The following is a 13633-nucleotide window of genomic DNA, read 5'->3' on the forward strand; positions in this document are numbered from 1 at the left end:
GACCCTCCTGAATCAATCATTTATCCTATGTACGTTTTACGATCGGAACGCTTACAGAGCCATGTTGCCGTGCTTCTTGGGCAGGCGGGCAGCACGCTTGGTGCTCAGCAGCTCAAATGCAGCCACAACGCTTGCGCGTGCGTTGGCAGCGTCGCAGGTCATATCGGCAGCGCCGCAGGCCACAGCATTGGCGGCACTGCACACCTCGGCGGTGTAGGCAGCAGCCTTGGCGTTGGTCGCAGCGATGATGTTGTCGGAAGCGTCGATCTCGCTCTTGTACAGAACGGAGACGGCAGCGTTGGGCTCCAGAGCGCTGACCACGCAGCCGTTGACGGCGATCTTCAGGTCGGCATTGGCCAGAGCGGTGTAGACCGGGCCCACAGCCTTGCCAGCCAGCAGAGCGACCTTTGCGGTGGTGGCGTCTGCATAGGTGGCAGCCAGACGGGCAGCCTCACGGATGCCGCCGGCGATGTCGTCGGTCGCGCTGGGAACGAAGCCCTTGGTGTCCACGATGGTCAGCACGGGGACGCTGAAGGCGTCGCACAGGCGGACGAAGCGGGAAGCCTTGGACACGCAGTTGTGGCACAGCTGCTCACCGGTCGCCACCACGCCGACCGCGTTGCCGCCGATGGTAGCAAATGCGGTGTAGACGCTCTTGCCGAAGCCTGCAAACAGCTCCACGGCGCTGTCCTTATCAATGAGGGCAGCAGCAGCCTTCTCCGGAGCGGCACCAGCGGCCAGGACCGCGGTGGGCTGCTCGAACTCGAAGATGGCGGGGCCGGTCAGGTTGTTGGCGGGCAGCAGACCCACGATGTGGGCAGCCTTCTCGGCAGCCTCGGCAGCGCTCTCGGCCACGATGGCAGCAACACCAGCCTTGGCAGCAGCCTCAGCGGAGCCTGCATCTGCGACCTTGTCGCCCTTGGCGGCAGAGGTGAAGGGCGCGGTGAAGAACAGCTCGGCGTCCTTTGCCATGACGCAGACATCTGCGCTGGCAGCGTTCAGGGCGCTGGTACCGCCGCACACGCCGGTGACGACTGCCACCTGGGGCACGACGCCGGACACCTTGGCGATGGCAGCGTTCAGCTTGGCGGTCGCGGTCAGAACGTCCAGACCCTCTGCCAGCTTTGCGCCGACCGAGTTGTAGAACGTGACCACGGGGCAGCCCGTCTGAGCAGCCATTTCGAGGACCTTGATGTTCTTCTCAACGTCCTTCACGGTGACTGCCTCGCCGTTCTGGTAGACGGCGTAGGCCTGCTGGCCAGCCGCATAGCCGCAGGCAGCGCTCACCGCGCCGTCCGCAAACAGTGCGGTATATTCCCCGTCATCGAAAAACTTGGCGAGGATTTCTCCTTTGTTGATCTTTGAAGCCATGGTAAGACCTCCTGCTTTGTCTATTTTGAGCTTTCAAAATTAGATTTATTATACTATATTTTTTGTCGGATTTCAAGACGTTTGATATAATTTTATACATCTTTATAAATCACGTTATATCGAAACATTTGAGATCTTCAAAAAACATCATCGTAATATAAGTTCATGCCTTTTGATATAATTTTCGAAAAATTGGTGTAGTGATTGGTGTAAATCTCTTATTCTCCCACGACCTGTGGAAACGCTTTCCAGAAGGCTTCCTCTGCGTCTTCAGAAGTCACATGAGCGTATACCTCCAGCGTCATCTTTGAAGTTGCGTGTCCCATTAGATATTGGACAGATTTAATGTCAAGACCAGATTTTATCATACGAGAACAGAAGGTGTGTCTAAAAGTGTGTGGGGTGATATGAAATGAGTCATCTTCATACAATGTTTGATATTTTTTGTTTATTATTTCAAAATACGAAGTAAAGTCTTTTCCTCGTTTTGGAGTACCGTCTGATTTAAGAAATAAGAATCCAACATGTCCATCTATCATAGTTTCTGTTTGACGCTTACTTTGTTCGAGTATTATATTTTTTAACGCTTCAGCACATTGTTTTGTCAACGGAATATTTCTTATGCCTTGTTGACTTTTTGGCGTTTGTATATAATATCCTTTACTTTTATCCCAAAGAAGCTGATGATTTATATGGAGCTTGCGATTCTTAAAATCAACATCAGTTATTGTCAACCCACACAATTCACTAATTCTTATCCCTGTTTCATAAAGAACAATTATTTCATTCAAGTGCTTTTTATACGCTTTCCCGGATGTATTCAACAGAGTCAGAATGTTTGAATATTGTTCTTCTGATAATGCGTATTTTGTTCTTTTTTGATTCGGAATAACACTGCTTAATTTGAAACAAAATGGGTTGTTATCAATTGTCCCGTCTTCGTATTCTATTTGATATGCCTGTCTTAACATTGACAAGAAATTAGATATTGTTCCATACGAGTTTCCTGCATCGTAAAGTTCTTTTGCTAATTTTATAGCATCCGATCTTTTCACATCTGTATATTTAACAGTGGCAATAAAACAAGTATCTAATTTTCTAAGCCTAGACTCATATTCATAAGCCGTGCTTATTTTCGTTGCGCTTTCTTTTAATTTGAGATAATCCTTGACAAGTTCAAAAACTGTTTTTGTGCACTGTGTCTCAAATTTGTTTAGTTCTGAATTGTTCTTCTTTTCTCTTAGTGTTTTTAAATCTTTGGCATATATTGTGTGTCTTTTTCCAAGTTGATCTGTCCAGCGGTATTGGTACGTACCGTCTTTTCTTTGACTCTCACCTTCTTTAAGAACTTTACCTTTATTGTCTTTGCGTCGTTCCATAATAGGCTCCTTACTTTATATAAAGAGCCACGATGTGACACCTTGATTATATCACACCATGGCTTAAATTTCCAGTTTTATTTAAATTGAATACGTTTGATCTATGTATTTTTCAAATGCTTTTCGCTTTACCAATTGTTTTTTCCCTACAAACATTACAAAAGGACAATTTTGCATTGCGATAAGTTCGCGCAATTTACATTGGCCGATATTCGAATAGGCCGCAGCTTCTTCTATCGTCAATGCGGCTTTTTCCCAGATGGGAACTTCCTTCATTCAATCACCTTCTCCATCTTCTCTTCTCCATACTTTGCCACGCATACATTATAAAGAAGCATCGCCCTGGTCATTAGCCCAACACCGCCGATACGAGGTGTAACCTTGATATCTTCCATCCCATAAACAGCGTCGGCACAGTCACCGTGCTGCTTACCATTCTCGTCATAGTTGATACCAACATCGATGCAGACCTCAACTCGATTAAGGCCAAGAGGTGTAATTAAATCGCGTTTTCCGACTGCAGAGATGATCACATCGACCATTCCAAATTCGAAAGCAGTGGCTTTCATGGCGGAGCCCGTACTATTAACAGAGATCACATTACAGTGCCGTTTAATCAGCATATCGACCAGCGGACGACCTACGATATCAGACTGACCACACACAAGCACATTTTTGCCATCCAGATCGTAACCGATGGAGTCGAAAATCTTCATAACGCCCAGCGGAGTGCAAGGTTGAAATTGAGATGTAGTATTAAAACCATCAACATCAACTGCGTCTGGAATGTAGATATTTTTGGGATTGATATGTTTTGGCAGTGGAAGCTGGACGATGATACCGTCCACATCTTCCCAGTTATAATCTTCCAGTATTTTATTGTTTAATTCGTCTTCAGTAATATTTTCTGGCAGCTTGATAAGCTCCGCTTCGATTCCAACCTCTTCGCAATCGCGCAGTTTACCGCGAATATAAGCGTTGGATGCAGGGTTGTCCCCTACTTGATAAATATATAAAATAGGAGCGTAGTCGGCTTCTGCGATAATATTCTTGATTTTATCCTTGATATCTTGTGCAATAGATTTGCAATCAATAATCATTGTGAACCTCCTTTATACTCACTACTACTATACAGAATATTTCGTAACTGATTGATAAAATCATTCACAACGCATTCACTGCAATCTAAATTAGCCGTACACATGCCACAGCTATCAGTATAATGGCACAGTAGATCTTCGATTGATCTTTTATAATATTCTGTTTGGTCTTTATAAAGCCCTAATTCTTCCATAAGAATCACCTCGTTACTGTACTAACTCCATTATTTTTAATCTGTCCTTTTTGAACATGAATTATTACAGAGTCAGCATTGACAGTATTGGTTGACTTATATTCGATATATGGAGCGTTGCTATCATATACAATTTTTACATGTCCTTTGATATTCATATAAGTGCCATTGCAAAGAACCGTAAGCATCTCGTAATTTTCTGCTGGAACATTAGATACCATAGTAGATGTATATCCGTAGATGCCCGGTTCCAGTTCCTCAATAGTGGCAGTCCACTCAATCGGATTATAATGACGATAGATACCGTCGCCAATCGCCCATACAAAATATCCAACAATAAGAGTAATGAGTACACCGACTGTCAAAAACAAGATCTTTTCTCCAAGAGTTAGTTTTTTGTTATTACCATCCAAGTTCAACACCACTTTCATTTATAATATAGATGCCATTATCTTTCAAATACTCAATAAACTCTTCATGCGGTAATTTATGGGCGAGCTCACAAATAGTGTGGTTACTTTTGCCTTTCACCCATTTTGTTTCTTTACGCAAGTTAGACCATTGATGTACACGAAATTCCTTGCAACGAAATTTTAAATGAAAGGTGTCCGCACACAAATCGCAAATTGGTATCTCTACATAGAAGTCACCAGGATAGCGTTTTCGTCTCCACCACTCCATATCATAGAATACAATACCATAGAGTTCAGGATAATCTTCAAATCCATGTTCTCTAAGGTAAGCAAAACCCAATCCGTTGATGGTCCATTCTGGCGACCTTGGAACTGTATATCGAAGCTGCGATTCTGTATGCGAGATACAGGCATTGTTATATTTTCCATCAATGCCCATAATATACCAGTCAGATTTATAATAGCCTATTTGTTTAGTCACAACTAATCACCTCCCACGTATCATCACCCAACGGCCACGTGCATCCATAAAATGTTCCCAAATTTTCGATTTTAAAATAGTACCATTTTTTCGTCACGTAGTCATAAATACTGTAGCAAGTGCAACGGCCATCCGGCCAATGGTTCTTTTTAATGACTTCAATATCAAGTTCTAAAAATCGTTTGATTTCGGATAATTTATATGAAGCAAAAATATAATCCCATGGGCCACGCCAATGGATAAACCACATGTGCTCTACGAAGTTCGGCCATTCTACAGAAAATCGTTCGACTGGTTTACTTCTGCTAAAATTCTTATATTGAAGAAAATAGTTGCTGATACCGTGTACACCAGTCCAATAATGGTCTTTAGTGCAGATGAAATGAGAATAGCTTTCCCATTCTGGATTTTGTATTTCCCAGTGATTCTTTTCGATTGAAAATCTATCGTCCATTCAATCTACCTCATAAAAGTCTAGTTCTTAAATGTATTTTTCGTAATCGTAAGGAATGACACCAAATCTATTAAGATATTTTTGCGCCCGATGGTGATTCTTTTTACGAACCTTTTTAGAACGGCCATGCTCTCGAAGATGGTACATTCTATTCATCTCTTTTAGTGACATCTTTCTCATCTATTACACCACTCTTCAATCTTTTCGCACGCTTTACAAATCACATCAAAGAAATCAACTCTCGTCTGCATCAGAAACAGCTTGAAGTACGCTCTCCGCTTCTTTGCGAGCCACCATTGATTGTCCATATAAGTCAAGTCCTTTCAGCCAGTAAGATGGATATTCAGTAGTCGTTTGTAACGTGTCAATATTAGTAAACCTCTCCTTGTTTTTGAAATTGGTGTAATATCCAACAAACGGAAGTCCGATGTGATCAAGCATGAATGTATCATCATACACGTTTGGTCGCTCGTCCTGAGTTTTGATCCATCCAAGGAAATCTTCACAAAGATTTGTTCCACTTCGGATTGTTTTCTTTCGGTAGGCACATATCTCTTTATGTAAGCAATGATTACAAATACTCATAGTGTTCCTCTTTTTACAAAACTTTTCTGCCCAATCACAAAAAATATCCTGCCAATGGGTGATATCATAGATGAATTCTTTGGCTACAAGAATGGCCTCTCTATGAACTGCTTTCCAGTATTCTTTTTTAAATGCTAAATATTCTCTTATAAGCATCATCATACTCTAAAACATACATTTTAATCGTCAAAAACTTCTTCTCGCAGAACCGGTTTATCGTGGCTCTCTACACGACTGCCGCATTCTGGACATTGTGTTTGATAAAATAAAATCACATCCAATGACTTCGCAACCAAAACACCTTCCGAATCAGACCAAAATTCACAACCACAACCACATTTAAAATGATATGCAAATTCTTTTGGAGTTTGCTTATGTTGAATAATTTTAATCGCCATCTGGCACCTCCACGGTAAAAATAGTTTTAGTTGCTTCTTTCCAAGAAATAAACTCAGATCCAGCAACTTCCGCTCTACATCTATAGCACGCAATCACATTATTCTCAGGAATATCCAAATCAGGATTTTCAAAAGAAGCTACTCGAATCTTAGTTGTACAACCGCAGTTCTTACATGGAAATACGATTACCGGATTTTTCAAACTATCAGTCTTATGCATATCTGCGCCTCAATCCACAAAAATCTTTTCTCTTGGAACTGCTGGAAAACAAGAAACGACTTGTTCTCCACATTCTGGACATTTTGCTAGTTTTACGCCTGGTGCGTATTCTCGTATAACGGAATAACTCGGAAATTTAATATCTTTGTCATCAGCCCAAAATATACATCCGCATTGGCACGAAAATTTTGCAGCGTATCTCTTTTTCTTTGGAGTTCCTTTGTGTTGAATAATCATAATCATAGCATTCCACCTCAATCTGTGAACACAAACGGTGTATTGAACACAAACGGTGTATTAAAAAAGTTCGACCCAATAATCATATTTTCTTCAGACAAAGCAACCTTGATAACATCATCGTCTATATGCGTCTCATCACATTCTACTGTGTCGCAGACCTTATGATATTCGCTATCCTTCTTTGTGAATAGCGTTCCTTCACCAAGGTTTAATGAAGTTGTTTTCTTTTCTTTTCGAATATGCGCTTTCATACAATCACCTTAATCAAATATCGTTAAACGTATCTATAATCCATCCAATAAGACTATTTAGTTTTTCTACAATTTTATAAAGGAAATCCTTCAAATGAGGTTTTGGCTCAGGCATACTGCATGTAAATTCCGCTGGGCCTTCTCTTTTCGGAGAACTTGTTTGCATGACATATACTTCATCGTTGCGAATGATTCCAATTTGAGTACAGTTGTCACCATTACAGTTGCAAGTCTGATTTATTGTGATGTTTCGTTTCATATTATTTATTCCACCCACCCACCCATAAAACCTATTTACTCTAATTGTTCAAGTGCAGATATCAAATACAAAATTAAAGTCTTTGTCTTCTCTTTTGTGAGCGTTGCAGAACTTAATTCCATATCGGGAGCATCACTATAATATGCAAGTTCGACGGCACCGTTTGAGACTATTACGCCAATATCTACATTGTAAATTCCGTCTGTCGCTTGCAGGAAACCGATTTTATTTTCTTCCATAAATCCTCCGTAAAATTTACCTTTTAGAAGTTAATTGAATCAAATAGGTTTTTACTTAAATCATCAATCATTGGCTCCATACACATTCTAACAAAATCATTGATTTCCTTATTCGTCATGGTAGTCTTACTAAAAGCGTTACAAGACTTACTGGGCTCTTTTTGAATGTCATTTTTCACTTTTGCCTTTTCAGTGAATCCCATATTCTCAAGACATTTGCAGTAGCCAACAATCTCATTATAGAAGATGTGGTCGTACTCTTCTAAAAGCGTGTGCTCGTTAAACAGCTTTACTTGCCATGCAATTCCAAATGGAGCTTCTTTCTCGTAATGAGATTCAATAGCGTAATACTTCATTATGTATTCTCCTTACAGTCCAAGTTTCTCCTTAACCATCTTCAGTGCATTGTTTGCCTCGTTGTAGGCGTCTTTTGCCAGATGATAAGCATTCATCTTTTCGACCAACTCAGCCTTTGCGATAACCTCTTTCATGTCAGCATTTGCGAGTTCATCACTGTGATTAAAATCATTAAGAATCAATCCCTCACAGAAACCTTCTGCCTTATCCTTTGACAGCACCTTCTCTATTACAGCACCGTTGTCACCATTGAACATTTTTACGATACATTCGGTAGTCTCTTCACCATTGTCATACACATAAAAATACTTAGCCATAATTTAGTCCTCCTCAACTTTTTCAAATTTATAGACAGTGTTTTCTGTTTGAATAATCAAATTCTTTTTGTCATCAGAAATATAATAATCGGCAACATGGGATGTGTGCATTGCGCCCGGATAATCATGTCCCTCGTTGTCTTTGATGTACCGGAATCCAACTGATTCTCCGCTCTTCAGACGTACAATCTTCATGGTCATGCCAATCCAAGTGGGATACCAGCCGTCGTTTCGAGTGCGACCCGTTACCAGTGAGATTGCGTCCGCAAGCTTGTACTGATTTTCCATAATCTCATCATCAATCGGATTTTTATGAGTCAATGCAGCATTCGGCATCTTCTCAATTGTGCGTGTTAGAAGAAGCATGAAATGCATAAACGCGTCATGTCCTTCTTTTCCAACATCGATTTCTGCGTACTTGCCCATCCGATATAGAAGCTCGGACGTATCAATTGTCTTTCCCATGGTTTCCTCCATTACTGTTTTCCGGTACTTCCAAACCCACCGGCTCCGCGCTCAGTTCCGTCCAATTCAGAAACTTCTTCAAAATCAGCCTGCCAGAACGGAACAATCGCCATCTGAGCAATGCGATCACCGTGAGTAATCATTTGAGGGATATTAGAATGATTATGTAGTGCTACAATATACTCTCCACGGTAATCCTGATCGCAAATGCCAGTTTTGTTTGCAGGAGCAAGTCCCAGCTTAGTTGCCAAACCGCTGCGAGCATAGATAGCGACATACCAACCTTCCGGCGGAGCCATCCGTAAACCAGTATGTACCTTAACGGTCTCATGCGGCTGAATCATAATGCAGCGATCACCATTCTTGTTTACCATCGTTGCGTCATCAAAACCGATATAGGCATAAAGGTCTGCGCAAGCAGCATTTTTAGAACCATAAGTCGGCAGATGAGCATCTTCGTGCAGTTTATTGATCTTGATATTTGGATGGTAAATAGTAGTAAAAGAATCGCAATCCGGGAACTTTTCGTAATTTCCTAAATCCATATTATTTTCCTTTCTTTTCTGGAGTCCACCAAAGGGTTGGCTCTTTATACCCAAGACTCCATTTAATATCAATTACTCGTTGGTTCTTGCTTCCCATGTATGGAAGTGAAATATCTTTTTCTGCTTCAATAAAAGGACCATCTACAAGGACGTTAATGTCAGCAAGAATGTCAGCTATGAGCCCATCCTGATCCCATAATTCTTCCCACTTATATCCAGTCCAGAGCCAGACGTCTTTTTTGCTCAAAAATTCAGTCCATACACGATGGACGATTTTCTTAACAACCTCTCTATTTTCTGGCAGTAGTGGATCTCCACCAGTGAGCGTAAGCCCTTGAATATAATCAGGTCGAAGTAAATCTACAATTTTATCAAGCGTTTCATCTGTGAATGGCTGACCACCATTCGGGTCCCATGTAGTAGGGTTCTGACAGCTGGGGCAATGATGCGTACAACCCTGCACGAAAAGTGTGACACGCACCCCTTCACCATTCGCTATATCACATGGAACGATTTTAGCGTAGTTCATCTTAAACAAACCTCATCCACATACTTGCACATACGATGATAAAAACATTCAGTGCAACACAGCCATACATTCCGTTCTTCCTATCACCTCGGAAAATATATGTAGAGGTGTCATATAGAATCTGCTCAGAGCGAATTACCGCAGCGGTGAAAATCAAAATGATATAAGCCTTGACCATAAGCCAAACAATCTCAGTCAGCATCGATTAACACCTCCTCGATTGGAACAACCTGACCATTAACGTAGTAGCACATCTGACCGTGCTCATTATAATAAGGAGACATATAGCCGTAGCCTTGATTGCCTGTACTTCCACAGAATAAGTAATACATAATGTGTGTATCCTTATCGTATACCATATGGGTATCACTGATACGATAGAACCAGCCATTCTCTACAGCTACATTTCCTACTGAGTCTTTCACGCTTGTACTGCATCCAGTCAGTATAATAGCTGCTAGAAGTACGCATACGGCAGTATTTTTGAAAGTTTTAAACATACCTTTCCTTTCTGTTAAAAGCGGAATTTTATTTGCTACAATCCTTGTTTTTCTTAATCTTGTTGAGCAGTTTTTCGTATTCGTACTTATCGTCCGGCCAGTTAAGACTACTCCAATCCAACGCTTGCCCGCATTCTGGACAAAAATTATCAAACGGAGGTTTTAGTTTTTCAAGTTTCTTGTATAGATAACTATATCCACAACTTGGACATAAGACCATTTCACATAATGGTGCATTTTTAACCTTTTTAGGCATTCGAATTTTAAGTGCTTCCATTCCCATGTAACGAGCACGGTGGACTGTATATGAATCTTCGTAATAGGGATTTTTTGGGTCAAGAATCTCGATTGCTTGCTCAAGAGTCATCCCTATCACACTCCTGTTTTGTCTTATAGTCATCGAAGAACGAACCATAATCAAACCACTGATCTTTGATGATGTTACCGATGATTTTCACAGACTCTCCTCTTTTGATAGCTGCACGGATATATTTTCCTTTTAGTGATTCAAGTTCAGAACAATCAACAACATCTAAAATTCTTACGATAGCTTCAGCTCCGCCTTCGTAACCTTCAAAATTTGCGGCATTCCCATCTTTAATAAGCTCTCCATTGATGTAGAATCTTCTACCGATAGAAGGGCCTATGTAATTTACTCCCCATCCATCACCTTCTAAAGTGAGTGCAAGAGAAAGAAATCCGTAATCTTTTATTCCAAAAGATACATTTTTAATGTATGCGTTTCTCAGCTCATATCCATTAGCTTCAAGAAAGTCTTTAGTCCACTTTTTCATATTGGCACCTCCTAAAACGGCACTTTTATCAAGCCTTTAAATAGCTCCAATAGTTAATGTACAAAAGTCGAGCGCTTACATCTGGCTCATAAGGAGCAAATAGATGCTCCCTGTGCCATTGGCCGCGCACATATTGGATTGCTTCATACTCACTGTCAGCAGGGATCTCATAATATGAGAAATTGCGTTCTCCGTTAGCCATAATGTATGATAGACTTACACCGTATACACAGGTTTGGCCATAATTCATAACAGTCTCCATTCTTCTCTGGAATACATTTCCATCCAAAGATTCTTCAACGGAATTCCATTTATCTTCTTTGCCTCAAGATGTTTTATTTCAAGCCGCTCATTATTGCAGCATTCGTATCTTATTGTGCTCTCCACTTCATAATGAGTATTTTCGTTTACAATCTCACAAGACGCCCAGTTATCGGTTTCAATAATAAGCACTTCCTTATATGATGGGTTAAATATGGGGTCAATATCGAAGTAACATTTTGATTCAACATTCATAATGTACCCCACTTTTCTCTACCACATGTATCACATACAAAGTGCCATTTATCATGCCAGCTATGAGTGTTATCGTAAAGCATAACACCGCCACATCTACTGCATTCTGGAAGGAACCAACGGAGTAGACGTTTCAAGAACTTAATCATCTTTACTCCTTCTTCTCAATAATATCAGCCCTTTCCATAGTCTCGAAGAAATCTTCCATAATGGCATCAGCCATCTTACCATGTATTTCAGGAAGACCTAGTCCAAAATCTCTAAAAGCACAGTGTAGGCAGCCCCATGGAGTTAAGGCGAATTTTTCATAAAAATCATCATCAGGATTGTTTTCTTTCGAATCCAACATATTCGTCTCGTACTCAAACTGTTTCACTTCATTCTTGGTGAGCCATTTCTGCCACTTACCACAAGCAGAGCAATACAGACCAATCTGGCTACCTTTACTCTGGATAAAGAAGGATTCACTGCCACACTTACATTTGAAGTCCATCTCAGCCACCTGCCTTTTCAATGCTCTGAATCATACAGCTCATGTTAGGATGAGCCTTTTCAAAGCGATGATGCGCCTTGTTCATAGCATCATTTTGATCCTGTGCCTTTACCATATATGTATTGAATGCCTGATTCCCATCATCGTAGTACATTACTTCAACAGACCAATAATCCATAAGACTCCTTTCTTTATCGACCGTTATAAAAATCAAACTCAACATCAGAAATAATATCTTCCATTTCATTTTGACTAATATTGTTCGCTTGTTGTATGACTCGAATAATTTCGAGAATCAACTGACGTATACGTTCCACATCCATGTTTTCATGCCACCACACCCACCCTGCTTGTTTATTTACTTACCTCGGCTACCCTTAATGAATCGTTCCAGAAAAACTAGAGCCAGCCAGATGCCTGTCGCCACTTTAACGGTAAAAGTGATATTCAGCAGCTTAAAAATCAGCCAAATAATACCAATCGTGATAATCCACGAGGTAAAATATGTAGCTGCCAGAATCAGAACGATTCCCAGAAAAGAACCAAGCGCCTTAAAGAAATTCTTCCACGCTTCTATTCCAATCACCTTCTTTCAAAAATTTTCATTTTATAGCTCCTTTTTGAATACGAACGTAATCTCATCATCGTACTCGTTTTCCTCGATGGACTTCGTATACCCATCCAAATCGAACATGTTTTTGAAATATTCCGAAATTCGATTGTCGTACTTATAACAATAGTATTTGTCAAAAATGCCACAATACCATTTCCAACTGAACCTCCAAAAGTATTTATCTACTGTAAAATAAAGACTGTTATCGGATGTGTTTACGTGAAGAATTTTTGGAAGTGCATGGTTTATAATTTTTTCTGTTCGCGTAAAACTCCATTTGGTTAGTTGATTTCTAACCATTTTATACCAAGCTACGATATACATCAAAGGAACAAAAATTAGGTGCTTAGTATAATAATCTCGATACCGATATCCTTTCGGCTTCTTCTTTGGCTTGTTCTTTTCCTTCTTTGCCTTCTGAATCATTTTGTCGAATTTATTCATAACAGCTCCCTCTTGAATATAACCGTAATCCAGTTATCTGGATAATCCTCTTCTTCCTTTGTTGTTTTCACATATCCGGGCATTTCAAAATTCCACGCAAGATAATTTAGAATTTCAAGGTTGTGTAAATCGCAATAATACCAGTCCCATGGTCTACTCCATTCCGACCAGTGAAGAAGATATGCATTATCACGGCAAGTAAGATAAAAACTATTGTCCAAAGTACATACGCTGCACACTTTTGGAAACGCATATCTTAGGATACGGTCAGTTCGTTTATCGCTCCACTTATTCAATTTTTTGCGACGGAACCTCTCGACCTTAGTGCGAAATTTTTCGCCCCAATATATAGCAACAAGAAGCGGATATAGAAACCAATAAGGTGTTTTAATGTCCATGTTTTTATAATGATAGTATTTTGTGACCTTGGTTTCTTTCTTCTTTTCTTCTTGCAACTTCTTACTAAGTCTGTCCAT

28 protein-coding genes are annotated in these 13633 nt (G+C 40.5%); all 28 read right to left on the reverse strand.

Annotation, left to right across the window (positions count from 1 at the left end):
• Positions 1-51: 51 nt before the first annotated feature.
• The 28 genes from DWY95_RS08160 to DWY95_RS08280 all read right to left on the reverse strand — a co-directional run bounded on the left by DWY95_RS08160 (position 52) and on the right by DWY95_RS08280 (position 13633).
• The gene (locus tag DWY95_RS08160; RefSeq protein ID WP_097792098.1) at positions 52-1371 is read right to left on the reverse strand and encodes a carboxyl transferase domain-containing protein; all 1320 of its coding nucleotides are present in this window, start codon (positions 1369-1371) and stop codon (positions 52-54) included.
• A 218-nt stretch (positions 1372-1589) separates the two neighbouring features.
• Positions 1590-2750 (reverse strand): site-specific integrase, encoded by a 1161-nt coding sequence (locus DWY95_RS08165; protein WP_118553109.1) that lies wholly within the window; start codon positions 2748-2750, stop codon positions 1590-1592.
• Between the two features lie 81 nt (positions 2751-2831).
• Positions 2832-3026: an excisionase gene (locus DWY95_RS08170; protein ID WP_118553110.1), complete on the reverse strand. Its 195-nt coding sequence runs from the start codon at positions 3024-3026 to the stop codon at positions 2832-2834.
• The gene (locus DWY95_RS08175) at positions 3023-3850 is read right to left on the reverse strand and encodes a bifunctional 5,10-methylenetetrahydrofolate dehydrogenase/5,10-methenyltetrahydrofolate cyclohydrolase (protein WP_118553111.1); all 828 of its coding nucleotides are present in this window, start codon (positions 3848-3850) and stop codon (positions 3023-3025) included. The genes DWY95_RS08170 and DWY95_RS08175 overlap by 4 nt, the downstream gene beginning before the upstream one ends.
• A complete protein-coding gene (locus tag DWY95_RS16800; protein ID WP_147365935.1) occupies positions 3847-4044 on the reverse strand; it encodes a hypothetical protein in 198 nt (65 codons plus the stop codon). Before DWY95_RS16800 ends, DWY95_RS08175 begins: the two co-directional genes overlap by 4 nt.
• 5 nt (positions 4045-4049) lie before the next feature.
• Complete coding sequence (locus DWY95_RS08180) at positions 4050-4457, reverse strand: hypothetical protein (RefSeq protein WP_147365936.1); 408 nt, start codon at positions 4455-4457, stop codon at positions 4050-4052.
• A complete protein-coding gene (locus DWY95_RS16805; RefSeq protein WP_147365937.1) occupies positions 4447-4938 on the reverse strand; it encodes a hypothetical protein in 492 nt (163 codons plus the stop codon). The genes DWY95_RS08180 and DWY95_RS16805 overlap by 11 nt, the downstream gene beginning before the upstream one ends.
• Complete coding sequence (locus DWY95_RS08190) at positions 4931-5392, reverse strand: hypothetical protein (RefSeq protein ID WP_118553114.1); 462 nt, start codon at positions 5390-5392, stop codon at positions 4931-4933. Before DWY95_RS08190 ends, DWY95_RS16805 begins: the two co-directional genes overlap by 8 nt.
• A gap of 234 nt (positions 5393-5626) precedes the next feature.
• Positions 5627-6139, reverse strand: a complete 513-nt coding sequence (locus DWY95_RS08195) for a hypothetical protein (RefSeq protein WP_118553115.1) — start codon at positions 6137-6139, stop codon at positions 5627-5629.
• 17 nt (positions 6140-6156) lie between these two features.
• Entirely contained in the window at positions 6157-6375 is a 219-nt protein-coding gene (locus tag DWY95_RS16810) for a hypothetical protein (protein ID WP_147365938.1), read from the reverse strand.
• Positions 6365-6595 carry a hypothetical protein gene (locus tag DWY95_RS16815; RefSeq protein ID WP_147365939.1) on the reverse strand — a complete coding sequence of 77 codons (231 nt, stop codon included), beginning with the start codon at positions 6593-6595 and terminating at the stop codon, positions 6365-6367. The genes DWY95_RS16810 and DWY95_RS16815 overlap by 11 nt, the downstream gene beginning before the upstream one ends.
• 9 nt (positions 6596-6604) lie before the next feature.
• The gene (locus tag DWY95_RS16820; protein ID WP_147365940.1) at positions 6605-6838 is read right to left on the reverse strand and encodes a hypothetical protein; all 234 of its coding nucleotides are present in this window, start codon (positions 6836-6838) and stop codon (positions 6605-6607) included.
• An 11-nt stretch (positions 6839-6849) separates the two neighbouring features.
• Positions 6850-7086, reverse strand: a complete 237-nt coding sequence (locus DWY95_RS08200) for a hypothetical protein (RefSeq protein ID WP_118553116.1) — start codon at positions 7084-7086, stop codon at positions 6850-6852.
• Positions 7087-7099: 13 nt separating this feature from the next.
• A complete protein-coding gene (locus DWY95_RS16825; RefSeq protein ID WP_147365941.1) occupies positions 7100-7345 on the reverse strand; it encodes a hypothetical protein in 246 nt (81 codons plus the stop codon).
• 35 nt (positions 7346-7380) lie between these two features.
• A complete protein-coding gene (locus tag DWY95_RS08205; protein ID WP_118553117.1) occupies positions 7381-7584 on the reverse strand; it encodes a hypothetical protein in 204 nt (67 codons plus the stop codon).
• A gap of 23 nt (positions 7585-7607) precedes the next feature.
• Positions 7608-7940, reverse strand: coding sequence for a hypothetical protein (locus DWY95_RS08210; protein ID WP_118553118.1), 333 nt, complete (start codon positions 7938-7940; stop codon positions 7608-7610).
• Between the two features lie 12 nt (positions 7941-7952).
• Positions 7953-8258, reverse strand: a complete 306-nt coding sequence (locus DWY95_RS08215) for a hypothetical protein (RefSeq protein WP_118553119.1) — start codon at positions 8256-8258, stop codon at positions 7953-7955.
• Between the two features lie 3 nt (positions 8259-8261).
• The gene (locus DWY95_RS08220) at positions 8262-8723 is read right to left on the reverse strand and encodes a hypothetical protein (RefSeq protein ID WP_147365942.1); all 462 of its coding nucleotides are present in this window, start codon (positions 8721-8723) and stop codon (positions 8262-8264) included.
• Between the two features lie 11 nt (positions 8724-8734).
• Positions 8735-9268 carry a dUTP diphosphatase gene (gene dut, locus DWY95_RS08225; RefSeq protein WP_243082677.1) on the reverse strand — a complete coding sequence of 178 codons (534 nt, stop codon included), beginning with the start codon at positions 9266-9268 and terminating at the stop codon, positions 8735-8737.
• 1 nt (position 9269) lies between these two features.
• Entirely contained in the window at positions 9270-9797 is a 528-nt protein-coding gene (gene nrdG, locus DWY95_RS08230) for an anaerobic ribonucleoside-triphosphate reductase activating protein (RefSeq protein WP_118553121.1), read from the reverse strand.
• Between the two features lies 1 nt (position 9798).
• Positions 9799-9999: a hypothetical protein gene (locus tag DWY95_RS08235; RefSeq protein ID WP_118553122.1), complete on the reverse strand. Its 201-nt coding sequence runs from the start codon at positions 9997-9999 to the stop codon at positions 9799-9801.
• 326 nt (positions 10000-10325) lie between these two features.
• Positions 10326-10664 carry a hypothetical protein gene (locus DWY95_RS08245; RefSeq protein WP_118553124.1) on the reverse strand — a complete coding sequence of 113 codons (339 nt, stop codon included), beginning with the start codon at positions 10662-10664 and terminating at the stop codon, positions 10326-10328.
• Positions 10654-11091 carry a hypothetical protein gene (locus tag DWY95_RS08250; RefSeq protein WP_118553125.1) on the reverse strand — a complete coding sequence of 146 codons (438 nt, stop codon included), beginning with the start codon at positions 11089-11091 and terminating at the stop codon, positions 10654-10656. Before DWY95_RS08250 ends, DWY95_RS08245 begins: the two co-directional genes overlap by 11 nt.
• A 246-nt stretch (positions 11092-11337) precedes the next feature.
• Positions 11338-11607 (reverse strand): hypothetical protein, encoded by a 270-nt coding sequence (locus tag DWY95_RS08255; protein ID WP_118553126.1) that lies wholly within the window; start codon positions 11605-11607, stop codon positions 11338-11340.
• 151 nt (positions 11608-11758) lie between these two features.
• Positions 11759-12100, reverse strand: coding sequence for a hypothetical protein (locus DWY95_RS08260; protein ID WP_118553127.1), 342 nt, complete (start codon positions 12098-12100; stop codon positions 11759-11761).
• Between the two features lies 1 nt (position 12101).
• Positions 12102-12278, reverse strand: coding sequence for a hypothetical protein (locus DWY95_RS17025; protein ID WP_158577541.1), 177 nt, complete (start codon positions 12276-12278; stop codon positions 12102-12104).
• A gap of 13 nt (positions 12279-12291) precedes the next feature.
• The gene (locus tag DWY95_RS17535; RefSeq protein ID WP_279220019.1) at positions 12292-12423 is read right to left on the reverse strand and encodes a hypothetical protein; all 132 of its coding nucleotides are present in this window, start codon (positions 12421-12423) and stop codon (positions 12292-12294) included.
• Between the two features lie 730 nt (positions 12424-13153).
• The gene (locus DWY95_RS08280) at positions 13154-13633 is read right to left on the reverse strand and encodes a hypothetical protein (RefSeq protein WP_118553131.1); all 480 of its coding nucleotides are present in this window, start codon (positions 13631-13633) and stop codon (positions 13154-13156) included.

It is taken from the genome of Faecalibacterium sp. AF28-13AC (assembly GCF_003478405.1).
Lineage (GTDB): Bacteria > Bacillota > Clostridia > Oscillospirales > Ruminococcaceae > Faecalibacterium > Faecalibacterium prausnitzii_E.

Bases quoted from the DNA above. Each gene is read 5' to 3' on its own strand.
- DWY95_RS08160 (WP_097792098.1), bottom strand. From the start codon at position 1,371: ATGGCTTCAAAGATCAACAAAGGAGAAATCCTCGCCAAGTTTTTCGAT.
- DWY95_RS08165 (WP_118553109.1), bottom strand. From the start codon at position 2,750: ATGGAACGACGCAAAGACAATAAAGGTAAAGTTCTTAAAGAAGGTGAG.
- DWY95_RS08170 (WP_118553110.1), bottom strand. From the start codon at position 3,026: ATGAAGGAAGTTCCCATCTGGGAAAAAGCCGCATTGACGATAGAAGAA.
- DWY95_RS08175 (WP_118553111.1), bottom strand. From the start codon at position 3,850: ATGATTATTGATTGCAAATCTATTGCACAAGATATCAAGGATAAAATC.
- DWY95_RS16800 (WP_147365935.1), bottom strand. From the start codon at position 4,044: ATGGAAGAATTAGGGCTTTATAAAGACCAAACAGAATATTATAAAAGA.
- DWY95_RS08190 (WP_118553114.1), bottom strand. From the start codon at position 5,392: ATGGACGATAGATTTTCAATCGAAAAGAATCACTGGGAAATACAAAAT.
- DWY95_RS08195 (WP_118553115.1), bottom strand. From the start codon at position 6,139: ATGATGATGCTTATAAGAGAATATTTAGCATTTAAAAAAGAATACTGG.
- DWY95_RS16810 (WP_147365938.1), bottom strand. From the start codon at position 6,375: ATGGCGATTAAAATTATTCAACATAAGCAAACTCCAAAAGAATTTGCA.
- DWY95_RS16815 (WP_147365939.1), bottom strand. From the start codon at position 6,595: ATGCATAAGACTGATAGTTTGAAAAATCCGGTAATCGTATTTCCATGT.
- DWY95_RS16820 (WP_147365940.1), bottom strand. From the start codon at position 6,838: ATGATTATGATTATTCAACACAAAGGAACTCCAAAGAAAAAGAGATAC.
- DWY95_RS08200 (WP_118553116.1), bottom strand. From the start codon at position 7,086: ATGAAAGCGCATATTCGAAAAGAAAAGAAAACAACTTCATTAAACCTT.
- DWY95_RS16825 (WP_147365941.1), bottom strand. From the start codon at position 7,345: ATGAAACGAAACATCACAATAAATCAGACTTGCAACTGTAATGGTGAC.
- DWY95_RS08205 (WP_118553117.1), bottom strand. From the start codon at position 7,584: ATGGAAGAAAATAAAATCGGTTTCCTGCAAGCGACAGACGGAATTTAC.
- DWY95_RS08210 (WP_118553118.1), bottom strand. From the start codon at position 7,940: ATGAAGTATTACGCTATTGAATCTCATTACGAGAAAGAAGCTCCATTT.
- DWY95_RS08215 (WP_118553119.1), bottom strand. From the start codon at position 8,258: ATGGCTAAGTATTTTTATGTGTATGACAATGGTGAAGAGACTACCGAA.
- DWY95_RS08220 (WP_147365942.1), bottom strand. From the start codon at position 8,723: ATGGGAAAGACAATTGATACGTCCGAGCTTCTATATCGGATGGGCAAG.
- dut (WP_243082677.1), bottom strand. From the start codon at position 9,268: ATGGATTTAGGAAATTACGAAAAGTTCCCGGATTGCGATTCTTTTACT.
- nrdG (WP_118553121.1), bottom strand. From the start codon at position 9,797: ATGAACTACGCTAAAATCGTTCCATGTGATATAGCGAATGGTGAAGGG.
- DWY95_RS08235 (WP_118553122.1), bottom strand. From the start codon at position 9,999: ATGCTGACTGAGATTGTTTGGCTTATGGTCAAGGCTTATATCATTTTG.
- DWY95_RS08245 (WP_118553124.1), bottom strand. From the start codon at position 10,664: ATGACTCTTGAGCAAGCAATCGAGATTCTTGACCCAAAAAATCCCTAT.
- DWY95_RS08250 (WP_118553125.1), bottom strand. From the start codon at position 11,091: ATGAAAAAGTGGACTAAAGACTTTCTTGAAGCTAATGGATATGAGCTG.
- DWY95_RS08255 (WP_118553126.1), bottom strand. From the start codon at position 11,607: ATGAATGTTGAATCAAAATGTTACTTCGATATTGACCCCATATTTAAC.
- DWY95_RS08260 (WP_118553127.1), bottom strand. From the start codon at position 12,100: ATGGACTTCAAATGTAAGTGTGGCAGTGAATCCTTCTTTATCCAGAGT.
- DWY95_RS17025 (WP_158577541.1), bottom strand. From the start codon at position 12,278: ATGGATTATTGGTCTGTTGAAGTAATGTACTACGATGATGGGAATCAG.
- DWY95_RS17535 (WP_279220019.1), bottom strand. From the start codon at position 12,423: ATGGATGTGGAACGTATACGTCAGTTGATTCTCGAAATTATTCGAGTC.
- DWY95_RS08280 (WP_118553131.1), bottom strand. From the start codon at position 13,633: ATGGACAGACTTAGTAAGAAGTTGCAAGAAGAAAAGAAGAAAGAAACC.